Raw genomic sequence first — 23657 nt, 5'->3', positions numbered from 1 at the left:
ATTCAAAATGAACAGAATAACTCAAAAATTACAAGAAGACAAAAAGATACTTTCGATCTATTTTTCTGCAGGATATCCAAACTTAAACGATACTGTGCAGATTATTCAGGATTTAGAAAAAAACGGTGTTGATTTAATCGAAATCGGGCTTCCATTCAGTGATCCTTTGGCGGATGGGCCAACGATTCAGGCGAGTTCTACACAGGCGCTTCATAACGGAATGACAACGCAGATTCTTTTCGATCAGCTGCAAAACATCCGCGAAAGCGTAAAAATTCCCTTGATTATTATGGGCTATTTTAACCCGATGTTACAATACGGAGTTGAAGCTTTTTGTAAAAAATGTGCCGAAATTGGAATCGACGGATTAATTATTCCAGATCTTCCGGTAGATGTTTATGCTGATGAATACAAAGCTATTTTCGAAAAATACGGTTTAATAAATGTTTTCCTGATTACACCTCAAACTTCAGACGAGCGTATTCGTTTTATTGACAGCGTTTCAAACGGCTTTATTTATATGGTAAGTTCTGCAAGTGTTACGGGTTCTCAATCTGGTTTTGGGAATGTTCAGGAAAGTTATTTTGAGAGAATATCAAATTTGAATTTGAAAAATCCTCAGATTGTTGGTTTCGGAATTTCAAATAAAGAGACTTTTAATCAGGCAACAAAATATGCAAAAGGCGCTATTATTGGAAGTGCTTTTATCAAACATTTGAGTGAAAACGGAAGTGGGAAAATTGAGGGATTTGTTGGAGAGATTCGATAATTTAATGTAATTTACACGGATTTTATAATTTTAAAAAATCCGTGTATGCAGATATCTTTTATAATTAATAAAAAAAACAGCTTTTCTATTCCTTTTAAATTTGCTGTTTTGCTCGCTGCAGGCACAGCAAAAAGAAACTTTAAGAACGCCTACAAAACAAGACACTTTAAATGGTTCGATTACACCCGAAAGAATCTGGTGGGATATTCAGCACTATGATTTAAGCATAAAACCTGATTATGTAAATAAAAGCATTTCCGGAAAAAATGAAATTGAATACAACGTAATCCAATCGAAACATTCTGATTTAATGCAGATTGATTTAGCAAGTCCTCTTAAAATTGATAGTGTTTTTCAAAAAGGAAAAAAAATCGATTATACTCAGCATCAAAATATCTGGTATTTAAAATTACCAAAAAAGCAATCTTCTAAAAACAACAAAATACTTATTTATTACTCCGGTAAACCTACAGAATCTATAAAACCACCTTGGGATGGAGGCTTGGTTTGGAAAAAAGATTCTCTAAATCGTCCGTGGATTTCTGTGGCCTGCCAGTATAAAGGGGCCAGTTTATGGTTTCCCTGCAAAAACACAATGTATGACGAACCAGATAAAGGAGCCAGCATCAGTATTTCGGTTCCTGATACTTTAATTGCGATTGGCAATGGCCGTTTAAAAAGTAAAATCAAAAATCCAGATTCTACCACAACATATAAATGGGAAGTAAAAAACCCGATAAGTCATTATGGAATTTCATTTTATGTTGGAAATTATGTCAACATCAGCCAGACTTATAATGGAGAAAAAGGCCCGCTGGATATGAATTATTGGATATTAGATTACAATAAGGAAAAAGCCCAATCGCATATGATTCCGGAAGTTAATACTACAATGAAATCATTAGAACACTGGTTTGGTCCGTATCCTTTTTATGAAGATGGATTTAAAATTGTAGACGCACCATATATTGGCATGGAGCATCAGAGTGCGATTGCTTATGGCAGTTCATATAAAAAAGGAACGAACAAAAAAGGCGGTGATATTTCGAATACAGGCTGGGGCAAAAAAACAGATAAAATAATCGTTCATGAAATTTCGCACGAGTGGTTTGGAAATAACATTACTGCAATAGATATTGCAGACAGATGGATTCAGGAAGGTTTTGCCGGCTTGGGCGAAGAACTGGTTATTGCTGATTTATGCGGAATAAAAGCCGGAAATGAGTTTATGGCCGGAAGATTTAGAACAATTGAAAATGACAAACCTGTTATTGGAAGATACGGAATAAATGAAGACGGCAGCAACGATAATTATGTAAAAGGATGGGCAATTATGCATATGATTGGTGCAGTTATAAATGACGATGCTGTATTCCGAAAAATATTGCGTGGTTTAAATCACGATTTTCATAATAAGACGGTTACAACAAATGAAATCGAAACCTATATAAGCAAAAAATCAGGAATTAATTTTGACTATTTATTTGATCAGTATTTAAGAACGAATAAAGTTCCGGTTTTAGAATATCAGTATAAAAATGGCGAGTTTAATTATCGTTATTCAAACTGTAATGAAAACTTTGTTATGCCTGTTAAAACCAATTGGTCAAAAGATATACAGCTGTACCCTGCAACTTCATGGAAAACTTTAAAAGTTGCAAATGAAGATGTTACATCAGAATTAAAAATTGATATTAACTTTTATATTACGCTTAAAAAAGTCGAATAATCGTAAAAAATCTGTTTAAAACAACTACACCGTTTTATGTTAATATTGTGTTAAAATAAAATTAAACAAGTGTTTAAATTAAACAAGTGTTTAATTTTGCATTCGATTAGAAACAATACTATGTCACAGGTCGAATTAAACGATAAAAAAATTCAGATTCTTGAGGTTGCCGAAAAGCTATTCTCTGAAAAAGGATTCGAAGGGACTTCAATACGAGATATCTCAAAACATGCAAAAATTAATATTGCAATGGTTTCGTATTATTTTGGTTCTAAAGAAAGATTATTAGAATCATTGATTATCTACAAAACATCTGATTTAAAGTTACAGCTCGAAAATTTATTGAACGAAAATCTGGAACCGATTGAAAAAGTCAATAAATTAATCGAAATATACATTAACAGAATCAGCTGTAACAAAGGGATTTTTAGAGTTTTACATTTTGAAATAAACTCAAAGAAGAGAGAAAAAAGCATGATTGCCTTTACTGAATTAAAAAAAGGAAATCTAAAATCTGTAGAAAGCATTATTGCGCAGGGCCAGGCTCAAGGTGTTTTTAGAAAAGATGTTATAATTCCGCTTCTTACCCCAACGATAATTGGAACCTTTTTTCATTTTCATATGAATAAATCTTTCTTCGTAGAATTACTGAATTTAAATACAGAAGAAATGTATAACAATTACATTAAAACCAGTCTCACAAAGCACATTCAACAAACTATAAAAGCGCTACTTGTTTATGAAAATTAGTCAATTAATGCTCTTTGGAGTTTTCTTTATCGGAATATCTTCAATAGAAGCACAAGAAAAAACAAGTTTAACTTTAGATGAAGCCGTAAAAATGGCGTGGGAAAAGAGTAACGAAGTTACGCTTGCCAACACTAAGGTAAACTCAAAGAAATATGAATTACAAACGGTTAAGAATAACCAATATCCAGATCTAAAAATTTCTGGTCAATATCAACGTTTGACAAAAGCTTCGATCGATATGCCGGGTCAGGGCGAAAGCGCCTCTTTGGCTTCTCCTGATCGTGCAATGCTTGGAATGGCAAATTTAAGCTTACCGCTTTTTGCAGGATTTAAAATCCAGAATAGTATTGATGCATACGAAAGCTTATACGAAGCTGAAAGCGTTAACGCCGTTAAAACGAAAGAAGATGTTGCTTTAAGAGTAGTTACGTACTATACTGCGCTATACAAAGCTCAAAAAACTTTAGATGCTTTAAATGAAAATCAAAAAAGCGCTAAACAACGTGTTACTGATTTTATAGAATTAGAGAAAAATGGAATTATTCCTAGAAATGATTTATTGAAAGCGCAATTGTTGGTATCAAAAACACAATTATCTATTGATGAAGCTAATAATAATATCAATAACATTAACTTTTATCTAACGACATTACTTAAATTAGAACCTTCTGTAAAGATTCAGGTTAATGAAGATGATTTCTTCAACTTAAAAACAACCAACGCACCAACATCTGATGCTTTGGCACTTGAAAGCAGAAAAGATTTAGAAGCTATTCGTTTACAGCAAAAAGCTTCTGAAGCGAATGTTAAGATAGCAAAAGCGGGATATTATCCAACAATTTCATTGCTTGGAGGTTATACTGCCTTAGATCTTAAAGATATCATTACAGTAAAATATGCTATGAATTTTGGTCTGGGTTTATCTTATGATTTATCTGGAATCCTAAAAAATAGTTCGCACGTAAAAGAAGCAGAAAGCAAAGCGCTTGAAGTAAAAAATACAGAAGCCATCATGACGGATCGTATAAAAGTTGAAGTTCAAAAATCTATTGAAGATTACGACTTGGCGATCAATCAAAGTGTGGTTTATGACGAAGCTCTTCAACAGGCTGCGGAAAACTACAGACTTGTAAAAGACAAATTCGACAATGGTCTGGCAGATACCAATGATTTGGTTGAAGCTGATGTTGAACAACTAAGCGCTAAAATCAATACAGCTGTATCTAAAGCTACTATTATTCAAAAATATTACGAATTACTTTCAGTATCAGGACAATTATCACAATCATTCAATCTTTCTAAAATATAATCGATAGCTCTCATGGAAAAGAAAAAGACAAATAAAAAATTCATCATCATACTAACCGTTTTGGTTTTAGTGGGCGGAACTTACGGAATATCAAAATACATGCACTCATTAGCTCACGAAGAAACGGATGATGCTCAAATCGAGAAAAAAATGAATCCGATTATTCCTAGAGTATCAGGATATATCAGCAAAGTTTATGTGAAAGATAATGATTATGTAAAAAAAGGAGATACTTTATTTACTATAGATAAAAGAGATTATCAGTTAAAAATCGATGAAGCAAATGCTGCTTTATTAGGAGCTGAAGGTCAGTTTGAGGCTGCAAAAGCAGATATTGGAAGTGCATATGCAAGTATTTCAGTTTCTGATGCACAAATGAGATCTGCAACCGGTTCTATCGAAAGTGCAAGAATTAGATTGAGACAGCTTACAAACGATTATAACCGTTACAATAATTTGTACAAAACTCATACGATTACAAAACAACAATATGAGCAGGCTTTAACAGCAAAAGAAGAGGCTGAAAACCAGGTACGTGTTTTAGAACAACAACAAAAAGCAACTTCATACCAAAAATCAGTTATTCAGTCAAAATCTAAAGTTTCTGACAAACAAACAGAAGTTGCGGCAGCAAACATCAAAAAAGCAAAAACAATGCTGGATGTTGCTCATTTAAACTTAAGCTATACAGTAGTTACAGCAGCTATCGACGGTCAGGTTTCTAAAGTTGATATTCAGCCGGGACAATTAGTACAGCCGGGACAATCTTTATTCTACATTATCAACAACAATGAAGCTTGGGTTGTGGCTAACTTTAAAGAAACACAATTAAACAAAATGGTTGTGGGACAAAAAGTAAGCTTAAAAGTAGATGCATATCCTAATTATGAATTTAAAGGAATTGTAACTTCATTTTCTCCTGCAACAGGATCACGTTTTTCATTGTTACCTCCTGATAATGCTACAGGAAACTTCGTAAAAACAATTCAGAGATTACCAGTAAAAATTAGTTTAGATGAATCAAACGATCCTGAAAAAGTAAAACTTTTAAGACCAGGAATGAATGTTGATGTAGACGTACATTTAAAATAAATAAATGGCAGCAGCAGTACAAGCAGACGACGATTTAGTAGAATACGGTTACCGACGCGTAATTATTACCATTACAGCAGTACTTTGTGCATTGCTGGAAATTGTAGATACGACGATTGTAAACGTAGCTCTAACAGACATGCGCGGAAGTCTTGGTGCTACCTTGACTGATGTGGCGTGGGTTATTACAGCATACGCAATTGCGAATGTTATTGTAATTCCGATGACAAGCTGGTTATCACAGCAATTTGGAAGACGTAATTATTTTGTGGCTTCTATCATTATATTTACGGTTTGTTCCTTTTTGTGTGGTAATGCCAGTAATATTTGGGAACTTGTAGCCTTTCGATTCGTACAAGGTATGGGTGGCGGAGCGCTGCTTGTAACAGCCCAAACGATCATTACAGAAAGTTATCCCGTTGCAAAACGTGGTATGGCACAGGCTATTTACGGAATGGGTGTAATTGTTGGCCCAACTCTTGGTCCGCCTTTAGGAGGATATTTAGTAGATAATTACTCTTGGCCTTATATTTTCTATATCAATATTCCACTAGGAATTATTGCGACTATTTTGGCTTTAACTTTTGTTAGAAGTCCAAAATACGGTGAAAAATTAAAAGCCAATCAGGTTGACTGGTGGGGAATTATTTTGTTGAGTGCCTTTATTGGTTCTTTGCAATTCGTTCTTGAACATGGACAGCAGGATGACTGGTTTAACGATTCTCTTATTGTAACTTTAAGTGTTGTGACTGTTTTAGGGTTGGTTCTTTTTATTTGGAGAGAGCTGACTTACAAACACCCAATTGTAAACTTAAGTGTTTTAAAAGATGGAAATTTAAGAATTGGAACTGTAATGTGTTTCATTCTTGGTTTCGGATTATATGGTTCGACTTTAATCATTCCAATTTATACGCAGTCGATTTTAGGATGGACAGCAACAGATGCGGGATTGTTATTAATTCCGGGATCTATTACAACGGCGATCATGATGCCATTTGTTGGAAATATGATTCAGAAAGGTGTACCTCAAGGTTATATGGTTGGAGTTGGATTTTTAGTATTCTTCTTCTTTACCTTTATGATGTACAGCCGTATGACTCCAGATACTGGTGTTGAGCATATGTACTGGCCATTAATCTTAAGAGGAATTGGGTTAGGGTTGCTTTTCGTTCCTATTACAACACTTTCGCTTTCTACTTTAAAAGGTAAACAAATTGGTGAAGGAGCTGCGTTTACAGGAATGATGCGTCAATTAGGCGGATCTTTTGGTATTGCGATTATTACCACTTTCATTACCCGTTTCAGTCAGACACATAGAGTAGATCTAATTAACAATTTAGATCCAGCAAAATACGATGTTCAGCAGCGCATTGCAGGAATGCAGCACGCTTTTATGGCAAAAGGATATAGCGCAGATGTTGCATTGAAAAAAGCCTATCAGGCTATAGAAATGTCTGTAATGAAGCAAAGCACCGTAATGGCCTATATGGATATCTTTATGTATTTAGGAATTATGTTTTTATGCTGTATTCCGATTATTCTTTTTATCAAAAAAGGAAAGAATAAAATTAATCCCGCAGATGCGATGCATTAATATTTAATAATTATTTATAATACGAAAAAGCCGAGTTTATTCCTGTAACTCGGCTTTTTTATGTTTTTATGTTTTTTTTGTTTCAGGTTTCAAGTTTCAGGTTTCACGCTTTCTAACTTTGCGAACCTTTGCGCATTTGTATTTAAATAATCTCAAAGTAAAGAAACTTTTGTCCCTCTGCACCTCAGAACCTTAGAACCTCCAAAAAACCTATCTCGTAAAAACTAAATGATTTCCTTTAGAAAGATTCGCATCAAACTTATACCCTTCGTAATCAAATCCCTTTAAATCATCAATAGTCTCAGCATTAGTATCTATAATATAACGAACCATCATACCTCTCGCCTTTTTAGCAAAAAAACTAATGATTTTTAATTTCCCGTCTTTATAATCTTTAAAATCCGGAGTAATTACAGGAACTTTTAAAGCTTTGACATCAACAGCCGAAAAATATTCATTACTCGCCAAATTCACGAATAACTCCTCTTTTTTCAATTCTTTATTTAAAGCTTTAGTTACAACAGGTTTCCAGAATTCGTGAAGATTTTTATATTCATCAACCGGTAATTTTGTCCCCATTTCTAAACGATACGCCTGCATTAAGTCAAGTGGTTTTAGCACTCCATAAAGTCCTGATAAAATTCTCAATTTATCCTGAAGAATATCTAATTTTTCTAACGGAATTGAATAGGCATCTAAACCCGTGTAAACATCGCCATCAAAAGTATAAACTGCCGGACGTGCATTTTCTGCCGTAAACGGAGTTTTCCAGTCTTGATTGCGCTTCCAGTTTAAGTCGGCTAGTTTATCTGAAATTGACATTAATTCAGATAACTCAGAAGGTTTTTTCTCTTTTAATATTTTATGAACCTGACGCGCTTCTTTTAAAAATGCAGGTTCAGTATGTTTTGCAGTTGGTAATTCTTTTTCGAAATTCAATGATTTCGCCGGCGATATAACAATTTTCATCTGTGCTTTTTTGTATGACTCAAAAATACAAATTGAATTTTTAAAAATAAGAGATCGTAATTGATTTGTTTGATGCCGTTATAAATGTTTTTTTTTGCCACGAATTCCACTAATTTTCATGAATTATTCTTTCGCATAGATTGCGAAGATTTTTGCAACAGATTAAAAAGATTTCCACAGATTTTTTTTTAATTCTTTTAATCCTTTAATCTGTGGCTATATTTTTCTGCCACGAATTACACAAATTTTCACGAATTATTCTTTCAAATAGATTGCGAAAATTTTTGCCACAGATTAAAAGATTTCCACAGATTTTTTTTAATCTTTTTAATCCTTTTAATCTGTGGCAGAAAAAAAAATAATTCGTGAAAATTTGTGAAATTCGTGGCAGCCCTTTCTCAATTCATAAAAATCAACGCACCAAAATGTGAAATTGTTCAAAAAAGTGAGCTGTAGATTATAATAGGGATTTTCTATGTTGTAAATTTGCATGCATTTCATTTCTTCGAAAATTGAAATCATCTATATTCAAAAATTAGTGAATTCGTGGCTATACAAACAAATTATAAAACTGCTTTACAAAACAAAATCTTCGATATTATTTCGAAAGCTTCTCAGGAATTAAATGTAGACTCTTATGTAATAGGAGGTTTCGTTCGTGATTTACTTTTAAACCGAGGTTCTAAAAAAGATATCGATGTTGTAGCAGTTGGAAGCGGCATCGAATTAGCGCTTAAAGTTTCCGATTTACTTCCGAATAAACCAAAAGTTCAGGTTTTTAAAACTTACGGAACGGCAATGTTACGTTTTGATGATACCGATATTGAATTTGTTGGTGCCCGAAAAGAATCATATAATTTCGACAGCCGAAATCCGGTTGTAGAAAACGGAACGCTTCAGGATGACCAAAATCGACGTGATTTTACAATCAACGCTTTGGCATTATCTTTAAATGAAAACAACTTCGGAGATCTTTTGGATCCTTTTAATGGTTTAACACATTTAGATAGTAAAACAATCAAAACACCTTTAGATCCGGATATAACGTATTCTGATGATCCTTTGCGTATGCTTCGCGCCATTCGCTTTGCAACGCAGCTGAATTTTGAAATTGAAGAAAACTCTTTGAATGCTATCACAAAAAATGCAGATCGTATCAAAATTATTTCCGGAGAAAGAATTGTAGACGAATTAAACAAAATTCTTTCTACACCAAAACCTTCAACCGGCTTTTTACTTTTATACAAAACCGGACTTTTAGATTTAATCTTACCCGAATTAACTGCGTTGAATCAGGTAGAAGAAATCGAAGGTCACACGCATAAAAACAACTTTTACCATACACTGGAAGTTGTAGATAACATTTGCCCAAATACAGATGATGTGTGGTTACGATGGTCAGCTTTACTTCACGATATTGGAAAAGCCCCAACAAAACGTTTCAACAAGAAACAAGGCTGGACTTTTCACGGACATGAGTTTTTGGGCGGAAAAATGGCTAAAAAGATATTCGAACGTTTGCACATGCCATTAAATCACAAAATGAAGTTTGTGCAAAAAATGGTAATTATGAGTTCTCGCCCTATTGTTTTGGCGCAGGATATTGTAACCGACAGCGCAGTTCGTCGTTTGGTTTTTGATGCTGGCGAAGATGTTGAGGATTTAATGACATTATGCGAAGCTGATATTACAACCAAAAACCCATCGAAATTCAAGAAATATCATAAGAATTTTGAGATCGTCCGCAAGAAAATTGTTGAAGTTGAAGAACGCGATCATGTTCGTAATTTCCAGCCCCCAATCTCAGGTGAAGAAATCATGGAAATATTTGATTTAAAACCTTCTCGTGAAATTGGAGTTTTAAAAGAAGCTGTAAAGGAAGCCATTTTAGAAGGCGATATTCCAAATGAATATCAGGCCGCTTATGATTTTATAATCAAAAGAGCGGAAAAAATGGGTTTAAAAAAAGTAGAGAAATAAGTATTTAATAAAATGAAAAAAGAGAATAAATCAGTAATCATTTGGTTACTATCAGGATGTGTTTTATTGTTTTTAATGGTTGTCGTGGGTGGTATCACACGTTTAACCAATTCAGGTTTATCAATGACCGACTGGCATTTGGTTACCGACACCTTCCCGCCTTTAACTGAGGCAAAATGGCAGGCCGCTTTTGATGAATATAAAAAATTCCCTGAGTATCAAAAAATCAACATTCACAACGATTTTCAATTAGCAGATTATAAATTCATTTATTTCTGGGAATGGTTTCACCGTTTCATCGGTCGTATAATCGGATTGGTTTTCTTTGTGCCATTTGTTTACTTCCTGGCAAAAAAGAAATTAGATACTCCAACTATTAAAAAATGTATCGTTCTTTTGGCAATGGGTGGTTTTCAAGGATTTTTGGGCTGGTTTATGGTTAGAAGCGGTTTAATTGACAATCCGGATGTAAGTCATTTTAGACTTTCATTGCACTTAACTTTTGCTTTTATAACTTTTGCTTATACACTTTGGGTTGCACTGGATTTAATTTATCCTGAAAGAAATATAAATAAAATATTACCGCTTCGCACAATTGCACGATATGCTTTAGCCGCTTTATTAATTCAAATTATTTATGGCGGATTTGTTGCAGGATTAAATGCCGGATTAATTCACAATCACTGGCCTTTAATGAGCGATGGAGAATTTATTCACGAATCGGTTTTTATTGAACAGTCTAGTTTGGTAAAAAATTTAATCGAAGGTAAAAGCGGTGTTCAGTTCGTACACAGAACTTTTGCTTATATAGTTGTCGCAGTTATTCTTTTTCTTTTCTTTAAAAGCAAGAAATACACACTTACTAATACACAGTCAAACGGAATCAATATATTAGTCGTTTTTGTATTTATACAATTCTTACTTGGTGTTTTTACTTTATTATACAGTGTTCCATTAGCTTTAGGATTGATTCACCAAATTATGGCATTTTTCCTTTTGAGCGCCATGACGTATACGTTACATAGATTGAGCAAATAAATGTTTTGAAATAAAATAAAAAAAATACGTTTGGTTAAGCCGGATTAAAATCCGGCCTTACAATATGAATCGAGCCGTTGGCTATTTTTCGGATGATTTTGAAATTTTAGGAGGAATAATAAATATTACAACGGCGGATTTTAATCTGTAGAAAGCGTAATGATACGTCATAAAAAGTTCCGAAGGAACCATCCATATTGTAGAGACGGATTTCAATCCGTCAGACAATGCATCAGAAATGATATTCATTTAAAACACATCTATGTTACCCCAGCCAGGTTTTAAAATCCTGAACCTTTTCACGGCTTACAACAACCTCATCTTCTTTGTAGGTTGGTAAAATTACTTTTAAACGTGAATTGGTATAAACCTGAATTTCCTTAATAGCCTGAAGCGGGACAATAAATTTTCTGCTTACGCGAAAGAAATCCTTTTTGTCTAATTCCTGTTCCAGAATTTCTAAAGTCGAATCGATTAAGTAGTTTCGATTATCGTAGGTATGAATGTATGTTCCTTTATTTTCACTAAAAAAACATTCAATTTCTTCTGTTGTAATTACTTTTAAATGCTGGCCAATTTTAACGGTAAATCTTTTTTTATATGTTTTCTCAAATGGGTTTGACAACATTTGACGGATCTGCTCAAAATCAAGCTGTACACTTGAAGTTCCAGAAGTTGCTTTCGGAAGTCGGGATTTAAACTTAGAAACCGCTGCTTCCAGATCATCTTCATCAATTGGTTTTAAAAGATAATCTATGCTATTCAGCTTAAAAGCCTTTAATGCATATTCATCATACGCAGTCGTAAAGATAATAGCGCTTTTAATGTCTATTTTTTCAAAAATTTCAAACGATAAACCATCCGACAATTGGATATCCAAAAAAATTAAATCCGGATGTTGATTATTACTGAACCAATAAACCGATTCTTCAACCGAATGAAGCATGGTTTCTACAGTAACATCTAACTTTTCAAGCTTTCTTTGCAACAATCTTGCTGCTGGTTTTTCGTCTTCTATAATTAATGTGATCATTTACTATAATGCAAAAATTTGAAAAAATACTAATTCAAAGTTACTCCCATTTATTTGTATTTGCAGCTTCTTTCTCCATATATTTTTGTATTTTTTTCTGTTCCCAGTCAGAACTAAAAAAAATATCACGTCCAAAAACAGACATCGCGTGAGCCGCTAAACCAATTCCCCAAAAGAATGCTGTAGAATAAGTCTCCCATTCTGACAAACTACTGGCATGAATGCCGTGTGTAAAAATATCTTTATTTAAGTTTGCAATAATAATTATCAGATTCACAATAAGATAAATTCTTAAATGCGAGTAAAAACCTTTTAATCTTTTTACTTTTCTGTATGCATTATTATAACTTTCGTCTGTGCTGAATTCGTGTGCATATTCTTCGTACATGCGTCTTCTAAAACGTCCCATAATATTTATTTCTTTAAAATTATTTCCATTTATTTTTATTCTCTTTCTCTTTTTCCATAAACTCTTTGATTTTTCTTTCTTCCCAGTCTTTTCCTAAAACCGGAAATACTTCAAAAACCTTCAATCCATGAAACACAACTCCAATCCCCCACCACATTAACGGCCAGAAAAACCATAAATATTTGGGTGAAGTATATAGGTTAATGAAAATCAAAATTGCATTTACTAAAATATAAGCAACAAGATTTCCGTAAAATCCTTTAATCCTTTCTACTTTCTTTTTTGCTAAAAAGTATTTATCATCTTCATTAAAATTCATTTCCATGATTACTCCCATTTTTGTGTTCTATTTTTCTTTTCTAAAAGGCTTCTCAATTTTCTTTCTTCCCATTCTTTTCCAAGTATTTTGAAGGCAACAAACATATCAATTGCGGAACCTACATATACTGCAGACCAAATAATTACCACAACTCCGTTTAAAATTTGTATCGGAAAAAAGTTTAATGGCAGTTCCGTATATTCTTTCAATACATAAAGAATCATGGCAGCGGCATACAGAAAAGTGTGTTTATAAAATGATTTTAGTTTTGCCACTTTTTTGCTTGCCAGCTCTTTCAATACATTTTCTTCCGAATTATCAGAATTTGTTTCCATTATTCCCAAGTTTTTTGATTGCGTTCTTTTTCTAAAATTTCCCTGATTTTTCTTTCCTCCCATTTTTTATTGAAAAAAGGCGGAAGATTAAAAACCTTCAATCCGTGTAAAACAACTCCTATTCCCCATCCCATCAAACACCATATAAACCATAAATATCCCGGCGAAGTCATAATATTTACCACAATTACAATTGGGTTTACAAGTACATAAACTGTCAAATGCTCATAAAACTCTCTGATTTCTTTTACCCTTTTTTGAGCCTGATAATATCTTTCGCCTTCGGCATAATTTTTTTCAGTCATTATTTCCAGGTTTTTTGGTTGTTTTCTTTCTCTAAAATCTCTCTGATTTTTCTTTCTTCCCAATCAGAGCTGTAACCAAAAACTTTGAAAGCATGCATTGCAACTCCAAATCCCCATCCTAAAGCTGAAAACCAAAACCATTGAAATCCAGGTGAAAATTTTAAATTGATAAAAACTAAAAACGGAATTACACATAAATATGAAATTACATTTCCATAAAACCCTTTCAACTCTTCTACTCTTTTTTTAGCTCTGTAATATGCTTTTGCTTCGTCGTTATATTCTGTACTAATGTCCATAACTGTAATTTGTTTAGTTAAAATTGGAATCTTAACTGAGAAATTCTTTTCATCCTGTTCAATCAGCACTTTTCTGTCGGTTATAATTCCGTAACGGTTTACAATATTCTGCAATCCAACGCCTTGCCTGTCCTGCAGAACTTCTTTTTTCTGAAGATCATTTTGAATAACCAAATAATCTTTGTCAATAAAAATTCTAATATGTAATGGTTTCTGTTCGCTTACCACATTATGTTTTACCGTATTTTCTAGTAAAAGCTGTAACGAAAGCGGAACCACTTTGGCATCCGGATTTATATTTCCTGCTGGCAGTTCGTAAAACAAACTGTTTTCGAAACGCATTTTCAGCAGGTTCATATAGGTTTTTGCAAATGACAATTCATCTTCTACAGAAACCAGTTCTTTATCTTTTTGTTCTAAAACATATCTGTAAATTTTAGATAAAGAAGTTGTGAACCGCTGTGCGTTATCCGGATTTTCTTCAATTAAGGAACTAAGAACATTTAAGCTGTTAAAAAGAAAATGCGGGTCGATTTGATTTTTTAAACTTTCGAATTTGGCATTTGCCGTTCCCGCAATAATCTTTTGCTGTATAACCTTATTTTCCTGATATAATTTGTAAAAATGTAATGCATGAAATATCAGTAAAACGATAAAAGTAATGACCGAAGATTCTATATAATTTGCCGGATCTTCATTTGCCAAAAAGCTTAATAACGGCCGTCTTTCGATAACAACCTGCGTAAAAATCCGCAGTACAAAAATGACGAAAAGCGAAATGAAAAATGAACTTATAAACCCGATAAAAATCCTTCTGGCAGAAAATCTGTTTGCTCCTTCAAAAACCTTATCTAAATACACAAATAGAGACGCATTTACCACATACAAAACAACGCTGTACAACATGCAGTACAAAAAATAGATGTACAGATCTTTGGTAAAAACTGTAGTTCCAAATGATGCAAAGCGAATCAGGAAAGAGAATAAAAATACTACTCCGCCAATTAAAAACGCTTTTAATAGATTTGGTTTCAAGGTCATTCTTTTATTTTTTTATTAAATTATTTACAAGTTTTTTGAATTTCCAAAGCTCTGTCTAATCCCCATTTAGGAGAAAAAGGAGTTTCTGGTTTAAAAGTAGCAAAAAGTTCGATAGATCTGTCAACTTCTGCACAAAGCGGTTTTGTGTCAACACCTGTCCATTTCGCTCCACCTAATTGATAATCAGCTTCTCCAAAAACAGCTCTTGGATTTTTAGGATCGATCGCTTTCGCTTTTGCGTAAGCTTCCATTACTTTACTCGAATATTTCATTCCGTTTGTCATTGGGTCAGCCACAACATATCCTGTATAAATTAAAGCCTGCAGTACATATAATTCTGCATTGTTTTGATCTTTAATAAATTCAACATCTAATGCATCCTGAGCTTTTGTTAAAAGAAGATCGATTTTTGTTTTATCTTTTTCAGTAAAAACAGCAGTTGTATTCATTAAAGCAATATAATAGTTTGGCAGATAACTGTTTTTCTCAGCAGCAGCAATTCTTTCAAATAATGCCGAAGCTTCTGTGTTTTTTCCTTCTTTCCAAAGTGCGAAAGCTTTAGTCATTCCTTGTTCAAATTGAGTTTGAGCAGAACTTACTACTACTACAAATAATGCGATTAATGTGATGATTTTTTTCATTTTATAAGTAATTAAATGGTTGATTTGATTTGTTGTTAATTCGTTATTTTTATAATACAATTTCAATTTTTGAATCTTTCGCTATAACAAATTTAGCATCTTTATAGGAAGGCGGTCCCATAAATCCTTTTGCATTATTTGAAGCGGCATAATCCTCAGAAGGAATTCCCATTGCATTTCTATCCAGTTTTCCGTTATTGTTTTCATCGTGATACGTTGAAATTGCATATTCTCCCGCCGGAAGATTGTCAAAAGTTACAACGGCTTGATTATTTTTAATTTCAGAAGCAAGGCTTTTGTATGTTGTTTTAAGAAAAGTACCGTCTGAATTGTACAAACCTACTTTAACAATTCCTGTATTATTTTTTAAACCTGAAACAGCAACAGTTAATTTTACATTTTGAGCAGACATTAAACTGCAGATAAATAACGTGATTAGTGTAATAATTTTGGTCATGATTTCTTTTTTTTTTAAAGGTTCTGAGTTGCTAAGGGGCTAAGTTTTTTTGTTGATGATTAAAACTCTTTTTTTTAAGGTTCTAAGGTTCTGAGTTGCTAAGGGACAAAGGTTTGATTTTCTTATTATTGACATTCTAAAAAAACTTTGAACCTTTGTCGCTTTGTTTCTTTGTACCTTTTATTTTATACTTCAAAAGTATATCTGATTTTACTGTTTTAAAATTAAATGATACTGAGTTGTTGATTTTTGCTGCTGAGTTGTTTTTTTTTGAGGTTCTAAGATTCTGAGATACTAAGGTTCTAAGTTTTTTTTCTTAGTTTCTAAAATCTTAGCATCTCAGAACCTTAGCAACTTAGCATCTTTTAAAGATTCTTCAACTGATTTTCACTCTTATTCTGGCTGATCGTCCAGAAGAAACCTACGAAGAAAAATCGGTCTGCTGTTGGTGTAATTGCTTGTCTGTTATACACTCCGTTTGGATCTGGTAATTTTGCGTAATCGTATCCAAAGATATTCTGAGTTCCTAAAAGGTTTGAAACTGAGAAATAAAGGATTTTTTGTGTTGTTAATAAATATGCCCAGTTAAAACTCAAACTATTATATGATTTTGTTTTCCCGTTCATGAATTGCGTTTGGTTTGGATCGTTGTACGGACGTCCTGAACTGTAACTGTTTGTAAATCCAATTTGTGATTTCCAGTCGGTAATAAAATACTTGGTTACTACAGATAAAGTGTGATTTGCAACAAAACTTGGAGTTACCATATTTGGGAAATTTTTATATTGTCTTTCAGAATCGATGTAAGAATAAGATATCCAATATTCTAAGTTTTTATACAAATTGCTGTCTCTCCAAAATAAATCCAATCCTTTTGCATACCCTTTTCCGTTATTATTAAAAACCGAATTATACTGAATATCTCTCGTATCATATTGCACTAGATTGGTGTAATCTTTATAATAAGCTTCGGCTCTAAAAGTTTGTCCCGGCTGCGTAAACTGATAATTTAAAATATAATGCTGCGCTTTTTCGCTTTCAAATTGGTGATATTTAGAATACTTGATATAATCTACAACAGGCGTTTGAGAAAAATCTCCGTAAGCAAATGAAAACTGGCTGCTTTTTGAAACTTTGTAAGCCAATGAAGCTCTTGGCGCAATATTATTTTCATTTAATAAACTGTTGTTTGAATATCTTAAACCCACTTTCATTGCCAGTTTTTTAGAGAATAAAATATCTGCTTCTGTATAAGCTGCAAAAATGTTAGAATCATATCCATTTTTAACATCAATAGCAATATTGTCATCAAAATTCTCATTGAATTTGGTAATGAAATAATCGGTTCCAAAAGACAATTTGAAATAGTTTGAAACTTTCTTTCCCAATTTCAATTTCAACTGCGCTGCATTTTCATCTGTATTAATATCGTTGATATCGTATTTCGTTTTGTTTTTGCTGTAACCATAACTAATTCCAGACGTTAACTGCCACCCTGTTCCAAAAGTTCCTTTATAAGAAGAGTTTAAATAAAAGTTATTATTGTTTAAATCTGTCCTTACAGGATTTTCAAAATTGATATTTTTCTGGTTCAAATCGAATTTTTCAGAATCAAAAGCGGCATATAATTTAAAAATTCCGTTTGTAAAATGATATCTATAAACAGTTTCACCTCCAAGAGATTGATACGGATTATTCCAATCAACATTCTGTGGAATCACAGCCTGATAAGGCGCTAAATTAATATAAGCCATATTGACGCTTAACGAGTTTTTTTTCCATTTTTGAGTATTTCCTAAACTCAATCCAACTGTCATTAAACCAATATCCGTTTTGTTGTTATCTGGTTCATCCTGCGTATTTAAAAGCAAAACACTTGACAAAGCTTCACCATATTCTGCCGAATACCCTCCGGTAGAAAATGCGATTCCGCTGAATAAGAAAGGAGAAAAACGGCTTCTTGTCGGCAAGTTATTGGTTGTTGCTCCGTACGGCTGTGCCACGCGTATTCCGTCAACAAAAGTCTGAGTTTCGCTGGCTTCTCCTCCACGTACAAACAAACGTCCATCCTCGCCTACACTTTGTGTTCCAGGCAAAGTCTGCAAAGCCGCAATAATATTTCCGGCAGAACCTGCTGTTGTAACAATATCTAAAGGTTTTAAAACCGAAACTCTGGCTTTGTCACCTGATTGTAAAGTCCCGGCTGTAATAACAACGGCATCCAGGGCGTTTACGTTTTCTCTTAGTTTTACCGTTTGATCTTTATAATTGGCAACATCGATTTCTTTTTTGAAAGTTTCGAAAAGTAAAAAGCTTACTACTAAAAACTGATTTCCTGCTGAAGAAGTTTCAAAAGAGAAATCACCAGTTTCAGAACTTGTTGCTCCGTCATAAGTTCCGTCTATATAAATATTGGCTCCGGCAACTGGCTTTCCTTTTTGGTCCAAAACTTTTCCCGAAATAATATTTTGAGCAAAAGTAAAAGTGGTTAGTAATAATAAAATAAAAGTAATTCTGGTTTTCATGATATTGGTTTTTGATGAAGCAAATGTATTTTAACAATTCCTGTTAAAAAATATATAATAACCCAATTGTAGAATTTTAAGGATGAGTTGTAAATTTCTAATTTGTATCTTAGCTAGGAATTGCTAAATCGTTGATTATGTCAGAAAACAAAAGAATTTCAAATCTTTATCAATCCATTTATAATGGAAATCCGTGGCTTGAAGTCACTTTAGCTCACACTTTAGAAAATGTAAATGCAGAACAGGCTTACAGAAAAATAAATCCCAACTTAAACACCATTTGGGAAATCGTCAATCATTTAATACAATGGCGAAGAAATATTTTAAGCCGTATGCAGGGAGAAACTGTAGTAACCCCAGACCATAATTATTTTGTACCTATTTTAGATCCTTCAGAAGCAGCTTGGGAACAATCGCTTCAAAGTCTGGCAAAATCACAAGAAGCATGGAATGCCTTTTTTGAAGATTTTGACGATGCCGATTTAGCCAAAATTTATGTCAACAATGGTCATACCTATTATGAACATATTCACGGAATTATTCAGCATGACGTTTATCATTTAGGTCAGATTGTTATTTTGAAAAAACTGCTTTGATTTGATATTCATATGAAAAACATCGATAAAGTACAAAGCTGGCTTCCGTTAGGTTATCTTTTTCTTATAATTTTAGGAATTACAAAAGACGGTATATTCTATTATCAACTTGGAATAAACATTATACGATATTCTTCTATTATGGATATTTTAATAAGTCCAATTGCCGCAGTTACTTCACATCCTGTATTTTTTATAACCATATTAGTTTTATTTGTCTTTTTTTATAAACTTCCACAAATACTAGTTAATAATGAAGACAAGAAATGGATTCATAAAATGTTTGGTATGGAGAGCGATAATCCAAATTTTGACCAATTATCAGACGATGACAGAAAAGTTTATTATACAGATAATTCAATAAGTTTTCTTAGTTTCTTTTTAGTATGTGTTTTCTTGGGATATGGATTTGCGGATGGCAGATCAATTTCAAATAAAATAAAAAACAATAAACTAACTTATGATTATAAATTAAATTACAATGACAAAGAATCTGAAAATGCATATATAATTGGTTCAAATACTGCGTACTTTTTTTATTTAACACAAGAAAATCCAAATATTAGAATAGTCCCTGTAGCTTCGGTTAAAAATCTGGAATTGATAGAAAATAAAATGCTGAAAAATTAATAGTTAAAACTATCGAAGATGAAAAAATCAATTTTAATTCTTTTATTTTTAATTTACAACTTTGGATTTTCACAGAAAACGGAAGCCAAATTTGATGAAAGTCTGGCTAAATCCTTAAATGCAGATGAATACGGAATGAAGAAATATGTTTTCTGTCTTTTAAAATCGGGAACTAATACAACGGCTTCAAAAGAAGAAACCAAAAAGCTTTTTGAAGGTCATATGGCGAATATTAACAAACTGGTAGAAGAAGGAAAACTCGTTGTTGCAGGACCTTTTATGAAAAATGACCGAAATTATCGAGGAATTTATGTTTTTAATGTCGAAACTGTAGACGAAGCGAAAGCTCTTGTTGCAACAGATCCAGCCATAAAAGCAAATTTACTCGAAGCCGAATTAACGCCTTGGTACTGTACTGCAGCTTTACAGGAAACTGTAAAAAATACATGAGAAGATTGCCAGGACGAAAATGTAATACCTAATATGAAAACAGAAAAAGAAAAAATGATCAGCGGTGAATATTACAACGCTATGGATCAAGAATTAGTAAAAGGACGCCGAACAGCAAAAAATCTTTTACACAGCTTAAATGTAAAAGAATACCGAGTTACCAAAAAAGCAAAAGAAATTTTAAAAGAACTTATTCCAAATACAGGAGAAGGTTTTTATATAGAACCCCCTTTTCATTGTGACTATGGGTATAATATTTTTTGTGGAGAAAACGTTTATTTCAATGTGAATTGCGTTGTTCTGGATTGTGCGCCTGTAAATATTGGTTCTAATGTATTTATTGCACCAAATGTTCAAATATATACCGCATCGCATCCGCTTGACGCTGAATTACGAAAATCCCTTGAAAATGCTTATCCCGTTACCATTGGCGATGATTGCTGGATTGGCGGAAATTCTGTTATATGTCCAGGCGTAACGATTGGAAAAGGCTGTGTTATTGGCGCCGGATCTGTTGTTACAAAAAACATTCCGGATAATTCACTCGCGGTTGGAAATCCGGCAAAAGTAATCCGAAAATTAAATCAAGAACCTGAATCAAGAACCTGAATCAAAATCATAATGCTTACCCTAAATAAAGTTCACCATATTGCCATTTTATGCTCTGATTATCAAAAATCAAAAACCTTTTATACCGAAATTTTAGGATTGACGATTATCAGAGAAATTTACAGAGAAGAACGCCAGTCGTATAAATTAGACTTAGCTTTAAATGGAATTTATGTAATTGAATTGTTTTCATTCCCAGATCCGCCAAAAAGACCTTCAAGGCCCGAAGCCGTTGGATTGCGTCATTTGGCTTTTGAAGTAATTAATTTAAATGAAACCGTTGCTTTTTTGACTTCAAAAAACATAGAATCAGAACCCATTAGAATTGACGAAACTACTGAAAAACGTTTTACTTTTATTGCAGATCCTGATTTACTGCCAATTGAGTTTTATGAGAGATAAGTTTTTGCCACAAAGGCACTAAGACACGAAGTTTTTTTTGATTTTATGTCATTACGTATGTAAAAGAATGTTTCAATTGCTTCCAGCTTTAGCTGGAGGCAATTTATTCTTATTTAAAGTCCGAAAAAAAACTTTGAACCTCTGAACCTTTGTCTCTTTGTTCCTCAATAATCGATATACTAAGAAAAACACACTGAAAGAATTTTCCTGTTTTTATCAGTTTTAACACATTATATTGACTATTTTCTATAAAAAACCGAATTTGATTCTTAATTTTGTAATCCGCATAAAAAAAGTGCGGATTCAAATTCACTTCTGATGAACAAAACGGCGCAAATCAAAAAAAATCATCAATTCATTAAATTCCGAAAATTAGTTATTGTTTCTATTCTAATTGGCTTTCTATCTGCTTTTCTTGGAATTTCGCTCAAAAAAATTACTGAATATTACGAAGAAATCTTTTTTCACGAAGTATCAGTTCATCCCTTATTTTATATCATTTTTCCAGTTTTCGGATTATCTGTAATTTATTTTCTAAGGCAGTATCTTTTTAAGAAAAAAGAAAATAAAGGAATCAAAGAAGTTTTTGAAAGTACAGCATCAAAATCCAAAAATCTTCCATCTTATAAAATTCCATCCCATTTCATAAACGGATTATTAACCGTTATTTTCGGAGGTTCAACCGGAATCGAAGTTTCTACGGTTGTTGCAACGGCTACTATTGGTTCTGTTGCGCATGAAAAAGAAAATGTCTTCCGTCAGTACAAAACTGAATTAATCTGCGCGGGAGTTGCAGCTGGAGTTACAGCGCTCTTTAGCAGTCCAATTGCGGGAATTTTATTTGCTTTTGAAGTTATTTCCAGAAAAGTAACACGAGCTTTTATTATTTCAAATATCATTGCTGTTTCAATTGCTTTTGGTTTACTTTCTATTTTAAAAGAAGAACCTTTATTTGCAGTTTCTATCACAACCTGGCATTTAAAGGCAATTCCGTACTTTATTCTTTTGGGAATTTTATCCGGAATGAATTCCGTTTATTTAACCAAATGTGTATTATTCTTCAAATCTCAATTCGGAAAAATAAATACCCATTATTATAAAATCATTATTGGTTCTGCAGTTTTAAGTGTTTCACTATTTATTTTCCCTCAATTATATGGCGAAGGCTATCATGCTATAAAAGGTATTTTCGGAAATTCTGCAGAAATTCCGTTAACCATAACATTAGCTTTAACATTCATAGGTATCTTAATTCTAAAACCAATTGTAACATCGATTACTTTGGCTTCTGGAGGAGACGGTGGTGTTTTTGCGCCAAGTTTGTTTATTGGAGCTTTCTTAGGATTGTTATTGGCTTCCGTTTTAAATACCTTTTTCGATGTTCATGTAATTCCGGTTAACTTTATGATTATCGGAATGGCTGCTGTTTTGAGCGCCAGTATTCATGCTCCGTTTACTGCAATCTTTTTGGTATGCGGACTAACGAACGATTATACTTTGTTTTTGCCAATTTTGGTAGTTTGTTTAATTTCAAAATATACTGCCAAAACAATTTATCCTTATACAGTATATAGTTACGCTCCAAGTTTGACGAAATAAATATACTTTACAGCCCCGCAGATTACACAGATTTAATCCTTCTAATCTGTGTAATCTGTGGCAAAAAAATACCACAAATTATATTATTATGCCAACGCAAAAAATTAAAAGAAGCTATCGCAAAACACGTTATATTCTTTATAAAGAAACTTTAATCGATTATAAAGAACATTTCTGGTCGTTTATAGGTTCATTTGTTGGAATTGGGGTTTTGGCTTATGTACAATCTATACATTTTTCAGGAAGTGATGCCGTTTACTTGATTGGTTCTTTTGGAGCATCAAGTGTTTTAGTTTACGGAATTATTCAGAGTCCGTTTTCTCAGCCAAGAAATTTAGTTGGCGGACACGTAATCTCGGCTCTTGTAGGCGTAACCGTTAATAAACTGGTTCCGGATATTATGTATATAGCAGCGCCGTTAGCTGTTTCTATTGCCATAATTTTAATGCAGATTACTAAAACGCTGCATCCGCCGGGAGGTGCAACGGCTCTAATTGCTGTTATTGGAACAGAAAAAGTAAAATCATTGGGCTATATGTATGTACTTTCTCCTGTTTTAACCGGAGTTTTAATTTTGTTATTAACGGCACTGATTTTTAACAACATGACTTCAAGCAGAAGTTATCCAAGTCATAGTACTTATCACAAACATTATCATAAACTTAGAAAAAGATTGACTGGGAAGTAAGTTTTTTTTCTAAGTCCAGTTTGTCATTTCTACAACTAGTATTCGGGGCTTCTACTTCGCTCAGTCTGACATTTAACTTTGAACATTTC

The 23657-nt window shown here is 33.1% G+C and carries 26 protein-coding genes; 15 read left to right on the top strand and 11 right to left on the bottom strand.

Annotation, left to right across the window (positions count from 1 at the left end):
• Window positions 1–7: 7 nt before the first annotated feature.
• The 6 genes from trpA to L1276_RS14170 all read left to right on the top strand — a co-directional run bounded on the left by trpA (window position 8) and on the right by L1276_RS14170 (window position 7243).
• Entirely contained in the window at window positions 8–769 is a 762-nt protein-coding gene (gene trpA, locus L1276_RS14195; RefSeq protein ID WP_253788852.1) for a tryptophan synthase subunit alpha, read from the top strand.
• Between the two features lie 100 nt (window positions 770–869).
• Entirely contained in the window at window positions 870–2498 is a 1629-nt protein-coding gene (locus L1276_RS14190) for a M1 family metallopeptidase (protein WP_253788850.1), read from the top strand.
• A 120-nt stretch (window positions 2499–2618) separates the two neighbouring features.
• Window positions 2619–3248 (top strand): TetR/AcrR family transcriptional regulator, encoded by a 630-nt coding sequence (locus tag L1276_RS14185; RefSeq protein ID WP_253788847.1) that lies wholly within the window; start codon window positions 2619–2621, stop codon window positions 3246–3248.
• The gene (locus L1276_RS14180; RefSeq protein ID WP_253788845.1) at window positions 3238–4557 is read left to right on the top strand and encodes a TolC family protein; all 1320 of its coding nucleotides are present in this window, start codon (window positions 3238–3240) and stop codon (window positions 4555–4557) included. Before L1276_RS14185 ends, L1276_RS14180 begins: the two co-directional genes overlap by 11 nt.
• A 12-nt stretch (window positions 4558–4569) precedes the next feature.
• A complete protein-coding gene (locus L1276_RS14175; RefSeq protein ID WP_253788843.1) occupies window positions 4570–5649 on the top strand; it encodes an HlyD family secretion protein in 1080 nt (359 codons plus the stop codon).
• A 4-nt stretch (window positions 5650–5653) separates the two neighbouring features.
• Entirely contained in the window at window positions 5654–7243 is a 1590-nt protein-coding gene (locus L1276_RS14170; protein WP_253788841.1) for an MDR family MFS transporter, read from the top strand.
• Window positions 7244–7453: 210 nt separating this feature from the next.
• Here L1276_RS14170 and yaaA read toward each other — a convergent pair whose 3' ends face one another.
• A complete protein-coding gene (gene yaaA, locus L1276_RS14165; RefSeq protein ID WP_253788839.1) occupies window positions 7454–8212 on the bottom strand; it encodes a peroxide stress protein YaaA in 759 nt (252 codons plus the stop codon).
• Window positions 8213–8758: 546 nt separating this feature from the next.
• Between yaaA and L1276_RS14160 the strand changes: the two genes are divergently transcribed.
• The gene (locus L1276_RS14160; RefSeq protein ID WP_253788837.1) at window positions 8759–10192 is read left to right on the top strand and encodes an HD domain-containing protein; all 1434 of its coding nucleotides are present in this window, start codon (window positions 8759–8761) and stop codon (window positions 10190–10192) included.
• Window positions 10193–10204: 12 nt separating this feature from the next.
• On the top strand, window positions 10205–11230 hold the full coding sequence (locus L1276_RS14155; protein WP_253788835.1) for a COX15/CtaA family protein: 1026 nt from the start codon (window positions 10205–10207) through the stop codon (window positions 11228–11230).
• Window positions 11231–11311: 81 nt separating this feature from the next.
• Here L1276_RS14155 and L1276_RS14150 read toward each other — a convergent pair whose 3' ends face one another.
• From L1276_RS14150 to L1276_RS14105, 10 genes are all read right to left on the bottom strand, one after another.
• Window positions 11312–11479 carry a hypothetical protein gene (locus tag L1276_RS14150; RefSeq protein WP_253788833.1) on the bottom strand — a complete coding sequence of 56 codons (168 nt, stop codon included), beginning with the start codon at window positions 11477–11479 and terminating at the stop codon, window positions 11312–11314.
• Window positions 11480–11495: 16 nt separating this feature from the next.
• On the bottom strand, window positions 11496–12263 hold the full coding sequence (locus L1276_RS14145; RefSeq protein WP_253788831.1) for a LytTR family DNA-binding domain-containing protein: 768 nt from the start codon (window positions 12261–12263) through the stop codon (window positions 11496–11498).
• 40 nt (window positions 12264–12303) lie between these two features.
• Entirely contained in the window at window positions 12304–12672 is a 369-nt protein-coding gene (locus tag L1276_RS14140; protein WP_253788829.1) for a 2TM domain-containing protein, read from the bottom strand.
• Between the two features lie 19 nt (window positions 12673–12691).
• Window positions 12692–12997 carry a 2TM domain-containing protein gene (locus L1276_RS14135; protein ID WP_253788827.1) on the bottom strand — a complete coding sequence of 102 codons (306 nt, stop codon included), beginning with the start codon at window positions 12995–12997 and terminating at the stop codon, window positions 12692–12694.
• Between the two features lie 2 nt (window positions 12998–12999).
• The gene (locus tag L1276_RS14130; protein ID WP_253788826.1) at window positions 13000–13326 is read right to left on the bottom strand and encodes a 2TM domain-containing protein; all 327 of its coding nucleotides are present in this window, start codon (window positions 13324–13326) and stop codon (window positions 13000–13002) included.
• Window positions 13326–13631 (bottom strand): 2TM domain-containing protein, encoded by a 306-nt coding sequence (locus L1276_RS14125; protein ID WP_253788824.1) that lies wholly within the window; start codon window positions 13629–13631, stop codon window positions 13326–13328. The genes L1276_RS14130 and L1276_RS14125 overlap by 1 nt, the downstream gene beginning before the upstream one ends.
• Window positions 13631–14971, bottom strand: coding sequence for a histidine kinase (locus L1276_RS14120; RefSeq protein ID WP_253788822.1), 1341 nt, complete (start codon window positions 14969–14971; stop codon window positions 13631–13633). The genes L1276_RS14125 and L1276_RS14120 overlap by 1 nt, the downstream gene beginning before the upstream one ends.
• 20 nt (window positions 14972–14991) lie before the next feature.
• A complete protein-coding gene (locus L1276_RS14115) occupies window positions 14992–15612 on the bottom strand; it encodes a hypothetical protein (protein WP_253788820.1) in 621 nt (206 codons plus the stop codon).
• A gap of 49 nt (window positions 15613–15661) precedes the next feature.
• Window positions 15662–16069, bottom strand: coding sequence for a DUF2141 domain-containing protein (locus L1276_RS14110; RefSeq protein WP_253788818.1), 408 nt, complete (start codon window positions 16067–16069; stop codon window positions 15662–15664).
• Between the two features lie 365 nt (window positions 16070–16434).
• Window positions 16435–18594 (bottom strand): TonB-dependent receptor, encoded by a 2160-nt coding sequence (locus L1276_RS14105; RefSeq protein ID WP_253788816.1) that lies wholly within the window; start codon window positions 18592–18594, stop codon window positions 16435–16437.
• 137 nt (window positions 18595–18731) lie between these two features.
• Between L1276_RS14105 and L1276_RS14100 the strand changes: the two genes are divergently transcribed.
• From L1276_RS14100 to L1276_RS14070, 7 genes are all read left to right on the top strand, one after another.
• Window positions 18732–19190: a DinB family protein gene (locus L1276_RS14100; RefSeq protein ID WP_253788814.1), complete on the top strand. Its 459-nt coding sequence runs from the start codon at window positions 18732–18734 to the stop codon at window positions 19188–19190.
• Window positions 19191–19202: 12 nt separating this feature from the next.
• Window positions 19203–19820 (top strand): hypothetical protein, encoded by a 618-nt coding sequence (locus L1276_RS14095; protein ID WP_253788812.1) that lies wholly within the window; start codon window positions 19203–19205, stop codon window positions 19818–19820.
• Between the two features lie 18 nt (window positions 19821–19838).
• Window positions 19839–20270 (top strand): YciI family protein, encoded by a 432-nt coding sequence (locus L1276_RS14090; RefSeq protein ID WP_253788811.1) that lies wholly within the window; start codon window positions 19839–19841, stop codon window positions 20268–20270.
• A 33-nt stretch (window positions 20271–20303) separates the two neighbouring features.
• Window positions 20304–20879, top strand: coding sequence for a sugar O-acetyltransferase (locus L1276_RS14085; RefSeq protein ID WP_253788809.1), 576 nt, complete (start codon window positions 20304–20306; stop codon window positions 20877–20879).
• Window positions 20880–20891: 12 nt separating this feature from the next.
• Window positions 20892–21281 (top strand): VOC family protein, encoded by a 390-nt coding sequence (locus L1276_RS14080; RefSeq protein ID WP_053473869.1) that lies wholly within the window; start codon window positions 20892–20894, stop codon window positions 21279–21281.
• A gap of 318 nt (window positions 21282–21599) precedes the next feature.
• Entirely contained in the window at window positions 21600–22880 is a 1281-nt protein-coding gene (locus tag L1276_RS14075) for a chloride channel protein (RefSeq protein WP_253788807.1), read from the top strand.
• A gap of 88 nt (window positions 22881–22968) precedes the next feature.
• On the top strand, window positions 22969–23568 hold the full coding sequence (locus L1276_RS14070; RefSeq protein WP_253788805.1) for an HPP family protein: 600 nt from the start codon (window positions 22969–22971) through the stop codon (window positions 23566–23568).
• Window positions 23569–23657: the final 89 nt, after the last annotated feature.

Origin of the sequence: Flavobacterium sp. HSC-32F16 (assembly GCF_024171645.1) — a bacterium.
GTDB lineage: Bacteria > Bacteroidota > Bacteroidia > Flavobacteriales > Flavobacteriaceae > Flavobacterium.
The sequence above is the reverse complement of the archived record's forward strand: the minus strand, read 5'-3'. Positions and strand labels throughout refer to the sequence as shown.

What these genes read in the sequence shown, in the direction of transcription:
- trpA (WP_253788852.1), top strand. Translation starts at nt 8, where the DNA reads ATGAACAGAATAACTCAAAAATTACAAGAAGACAAAAAGATACTTTCG.
- L1276_RS14185 (WP_253788847.1), top strand. Translation starts at nt 2,619, where the DNA reads ATGTCACAGGTCGAATTAAACGATAAAAAAATTCAGATTCTTGAGGTT.
- L1276_RS14180 (WP_253788845.1), top strand. Translation starts at nt 3,238, where the DNA reads ATGAAAATTAGTCAATTAATGCTCTTTGGAGTTTTCTTTATCGGAATA.
- L1276_RS14175 (WP_253788843.1), top strand. Translation starts at nt 4,570, where the DNA reads ATGGAAAAGAAAAAGACAAATAAAAAATTCATCATCATACTAACCGTT.
- L1276_RS14170 (WP_253788841.1), top strand. Translation starts at nt 5,654, where the DNA reads ATGGCAGCAGCAGTACAAGCAGACGACGATTTAGTAGAATACGGTTAC.
- yaaA (WP_253788839.1), bottom strand. Translation starts at nt 8,212, where the DNA reads ATGAAAATTGTTATATCGCCGGCGAAATCATTGAATTTCGAAAAAGAA.
- L1276_RS14155 (WP_253788835.1), top strand. Translation starts at nt 10,205, where the DNA reads ATGAAAAAAGAGAATAAATCAGTAATCATTTGGTTACTATCAGGATGT.
- L1276_RS14150 (WP_253788833.1), bottom strand. Translation starts at nt 11,479, where the DNA reads ATGAATATCATTTCTGATGCATTGTCTGACGGATTGAAATCCGTCTCT.
- L1276_RS14145 (WP_253788831.1), bottom strand. Translation starts at nt 12,263, where the DNA reads ATGATCACATTAATTATAGAAGACGAAAAACCAGCAGCAAGATTGTTG.
- L1276_RS14140 (WP_253788829.1), bottom strand. Translation starts at nt 12,672, where the DNA reads ATGGGACGTTTTAGAAGACGCATGTACGAAGAATATGCACACGAATTC.
- L1276_RS14135 (WP_253788827.1), bottom strand. Translation starts at nt 12,997, where the DNA reads ATGGAAATGAATTTTAATGAAGATGATAAATACTTTTTAGCAAAAAAG.
- L1276_RS14130 (WP_253788826.1), bottom strand. Translation starts at nt 13,326, where the DNA reads ATGGAAACAAATTCTGATAATTCGGAAGAAAATGTATTGAAAGAGCTG.
- L1276_RS14125 (WP_253788824.1), bottom strand. Translation starts at nt 13,631, where the DNA reads ATGACTGAAAAAAATTATGCCGAAGGCGAAAGATATTATCAGGCTCAA.
- L1276_RS14120 (WP_253788822.1), bottom strand. Translation starts at nt 14,971, where the DNA reads ATGACCTTGAAACCAAATCTATTAAAAGCGTTTTTAATTGGCGGAGTA.
- L1276_RS14115 (WP_253788820.1), bottom strand. Translation starts at nt 15,612, where the DNA reads ATGAAAAAAATCATCACATTAATCGCATTATTTGTAGTAGTAGTAAGT.
- L1276_RS14110 (WP_253788818.1), bottom strand. Translation starts at nt 16,069, where the DNA reads ATGACCAAAATTATTACACTAATCACGTTATTTATCTGCAGTTTAATG.
- L1276_RS14105 (WP_253788816.1), bottom strand. Translation starts at nt 18,594, where the DNA reads ATGAAAACCAGAATTACTTTTATTTTATTATTACTAACCACTTTTACT.
- L1276_RS14100 (WP_253788814.1), top strand. Translation starts at nt 18,732, where the DNA reads ATGTCAGAAAACAAAAGAATTTCAAATCTTTATCAATCCATTTATAAT.
- L1276_RS14095 (WP_253788812.1), top strand. Translation starts at nt 19,203, where the DNA reads ATGAAAAACATCGATAAAGTACAAAGCTGGCTTCCGTTAGGTTATCTT.
- L1276_RS14090 (WP_253788811.1), top strand. Translation starts at nt 19,839, where the DNA reads ATGAAAAAATCAATTTTAATTCTTTTATTTTTAATTTACAACTTTGGA.
- L1276_RS14085 (WP_253788809.1), top strand. Translation starts at nt 20,304, where the DNA reads ATGAAAACAGAAAAAGAAAAAATGATCAGCGGTGAATATTACAACGCT.
- L1276_RS14080 (WP_053473869.1), top strand. Translation starts at nt 20,892, where the DNA reads ATGCTTACCCTAAATAAAGTTCACCATATTGCCATTTTATGCTCTGAT.
- L1276_RS14075 (WP_253788807.1), top strand. Translation starts at nt 21,600, where the DNA reads ATGAACAAAACGGCGCAAATCAAAAAAAATCATCAATTCATTAAATTC.
- L1276_RS14070 (WP_253788805.1), top strand. Translation starts at nt 22,969, where the DNA reads ATGCCAACGCAAAAAATTAAAAGAAGCTATCGCAAAACACGTTATATT.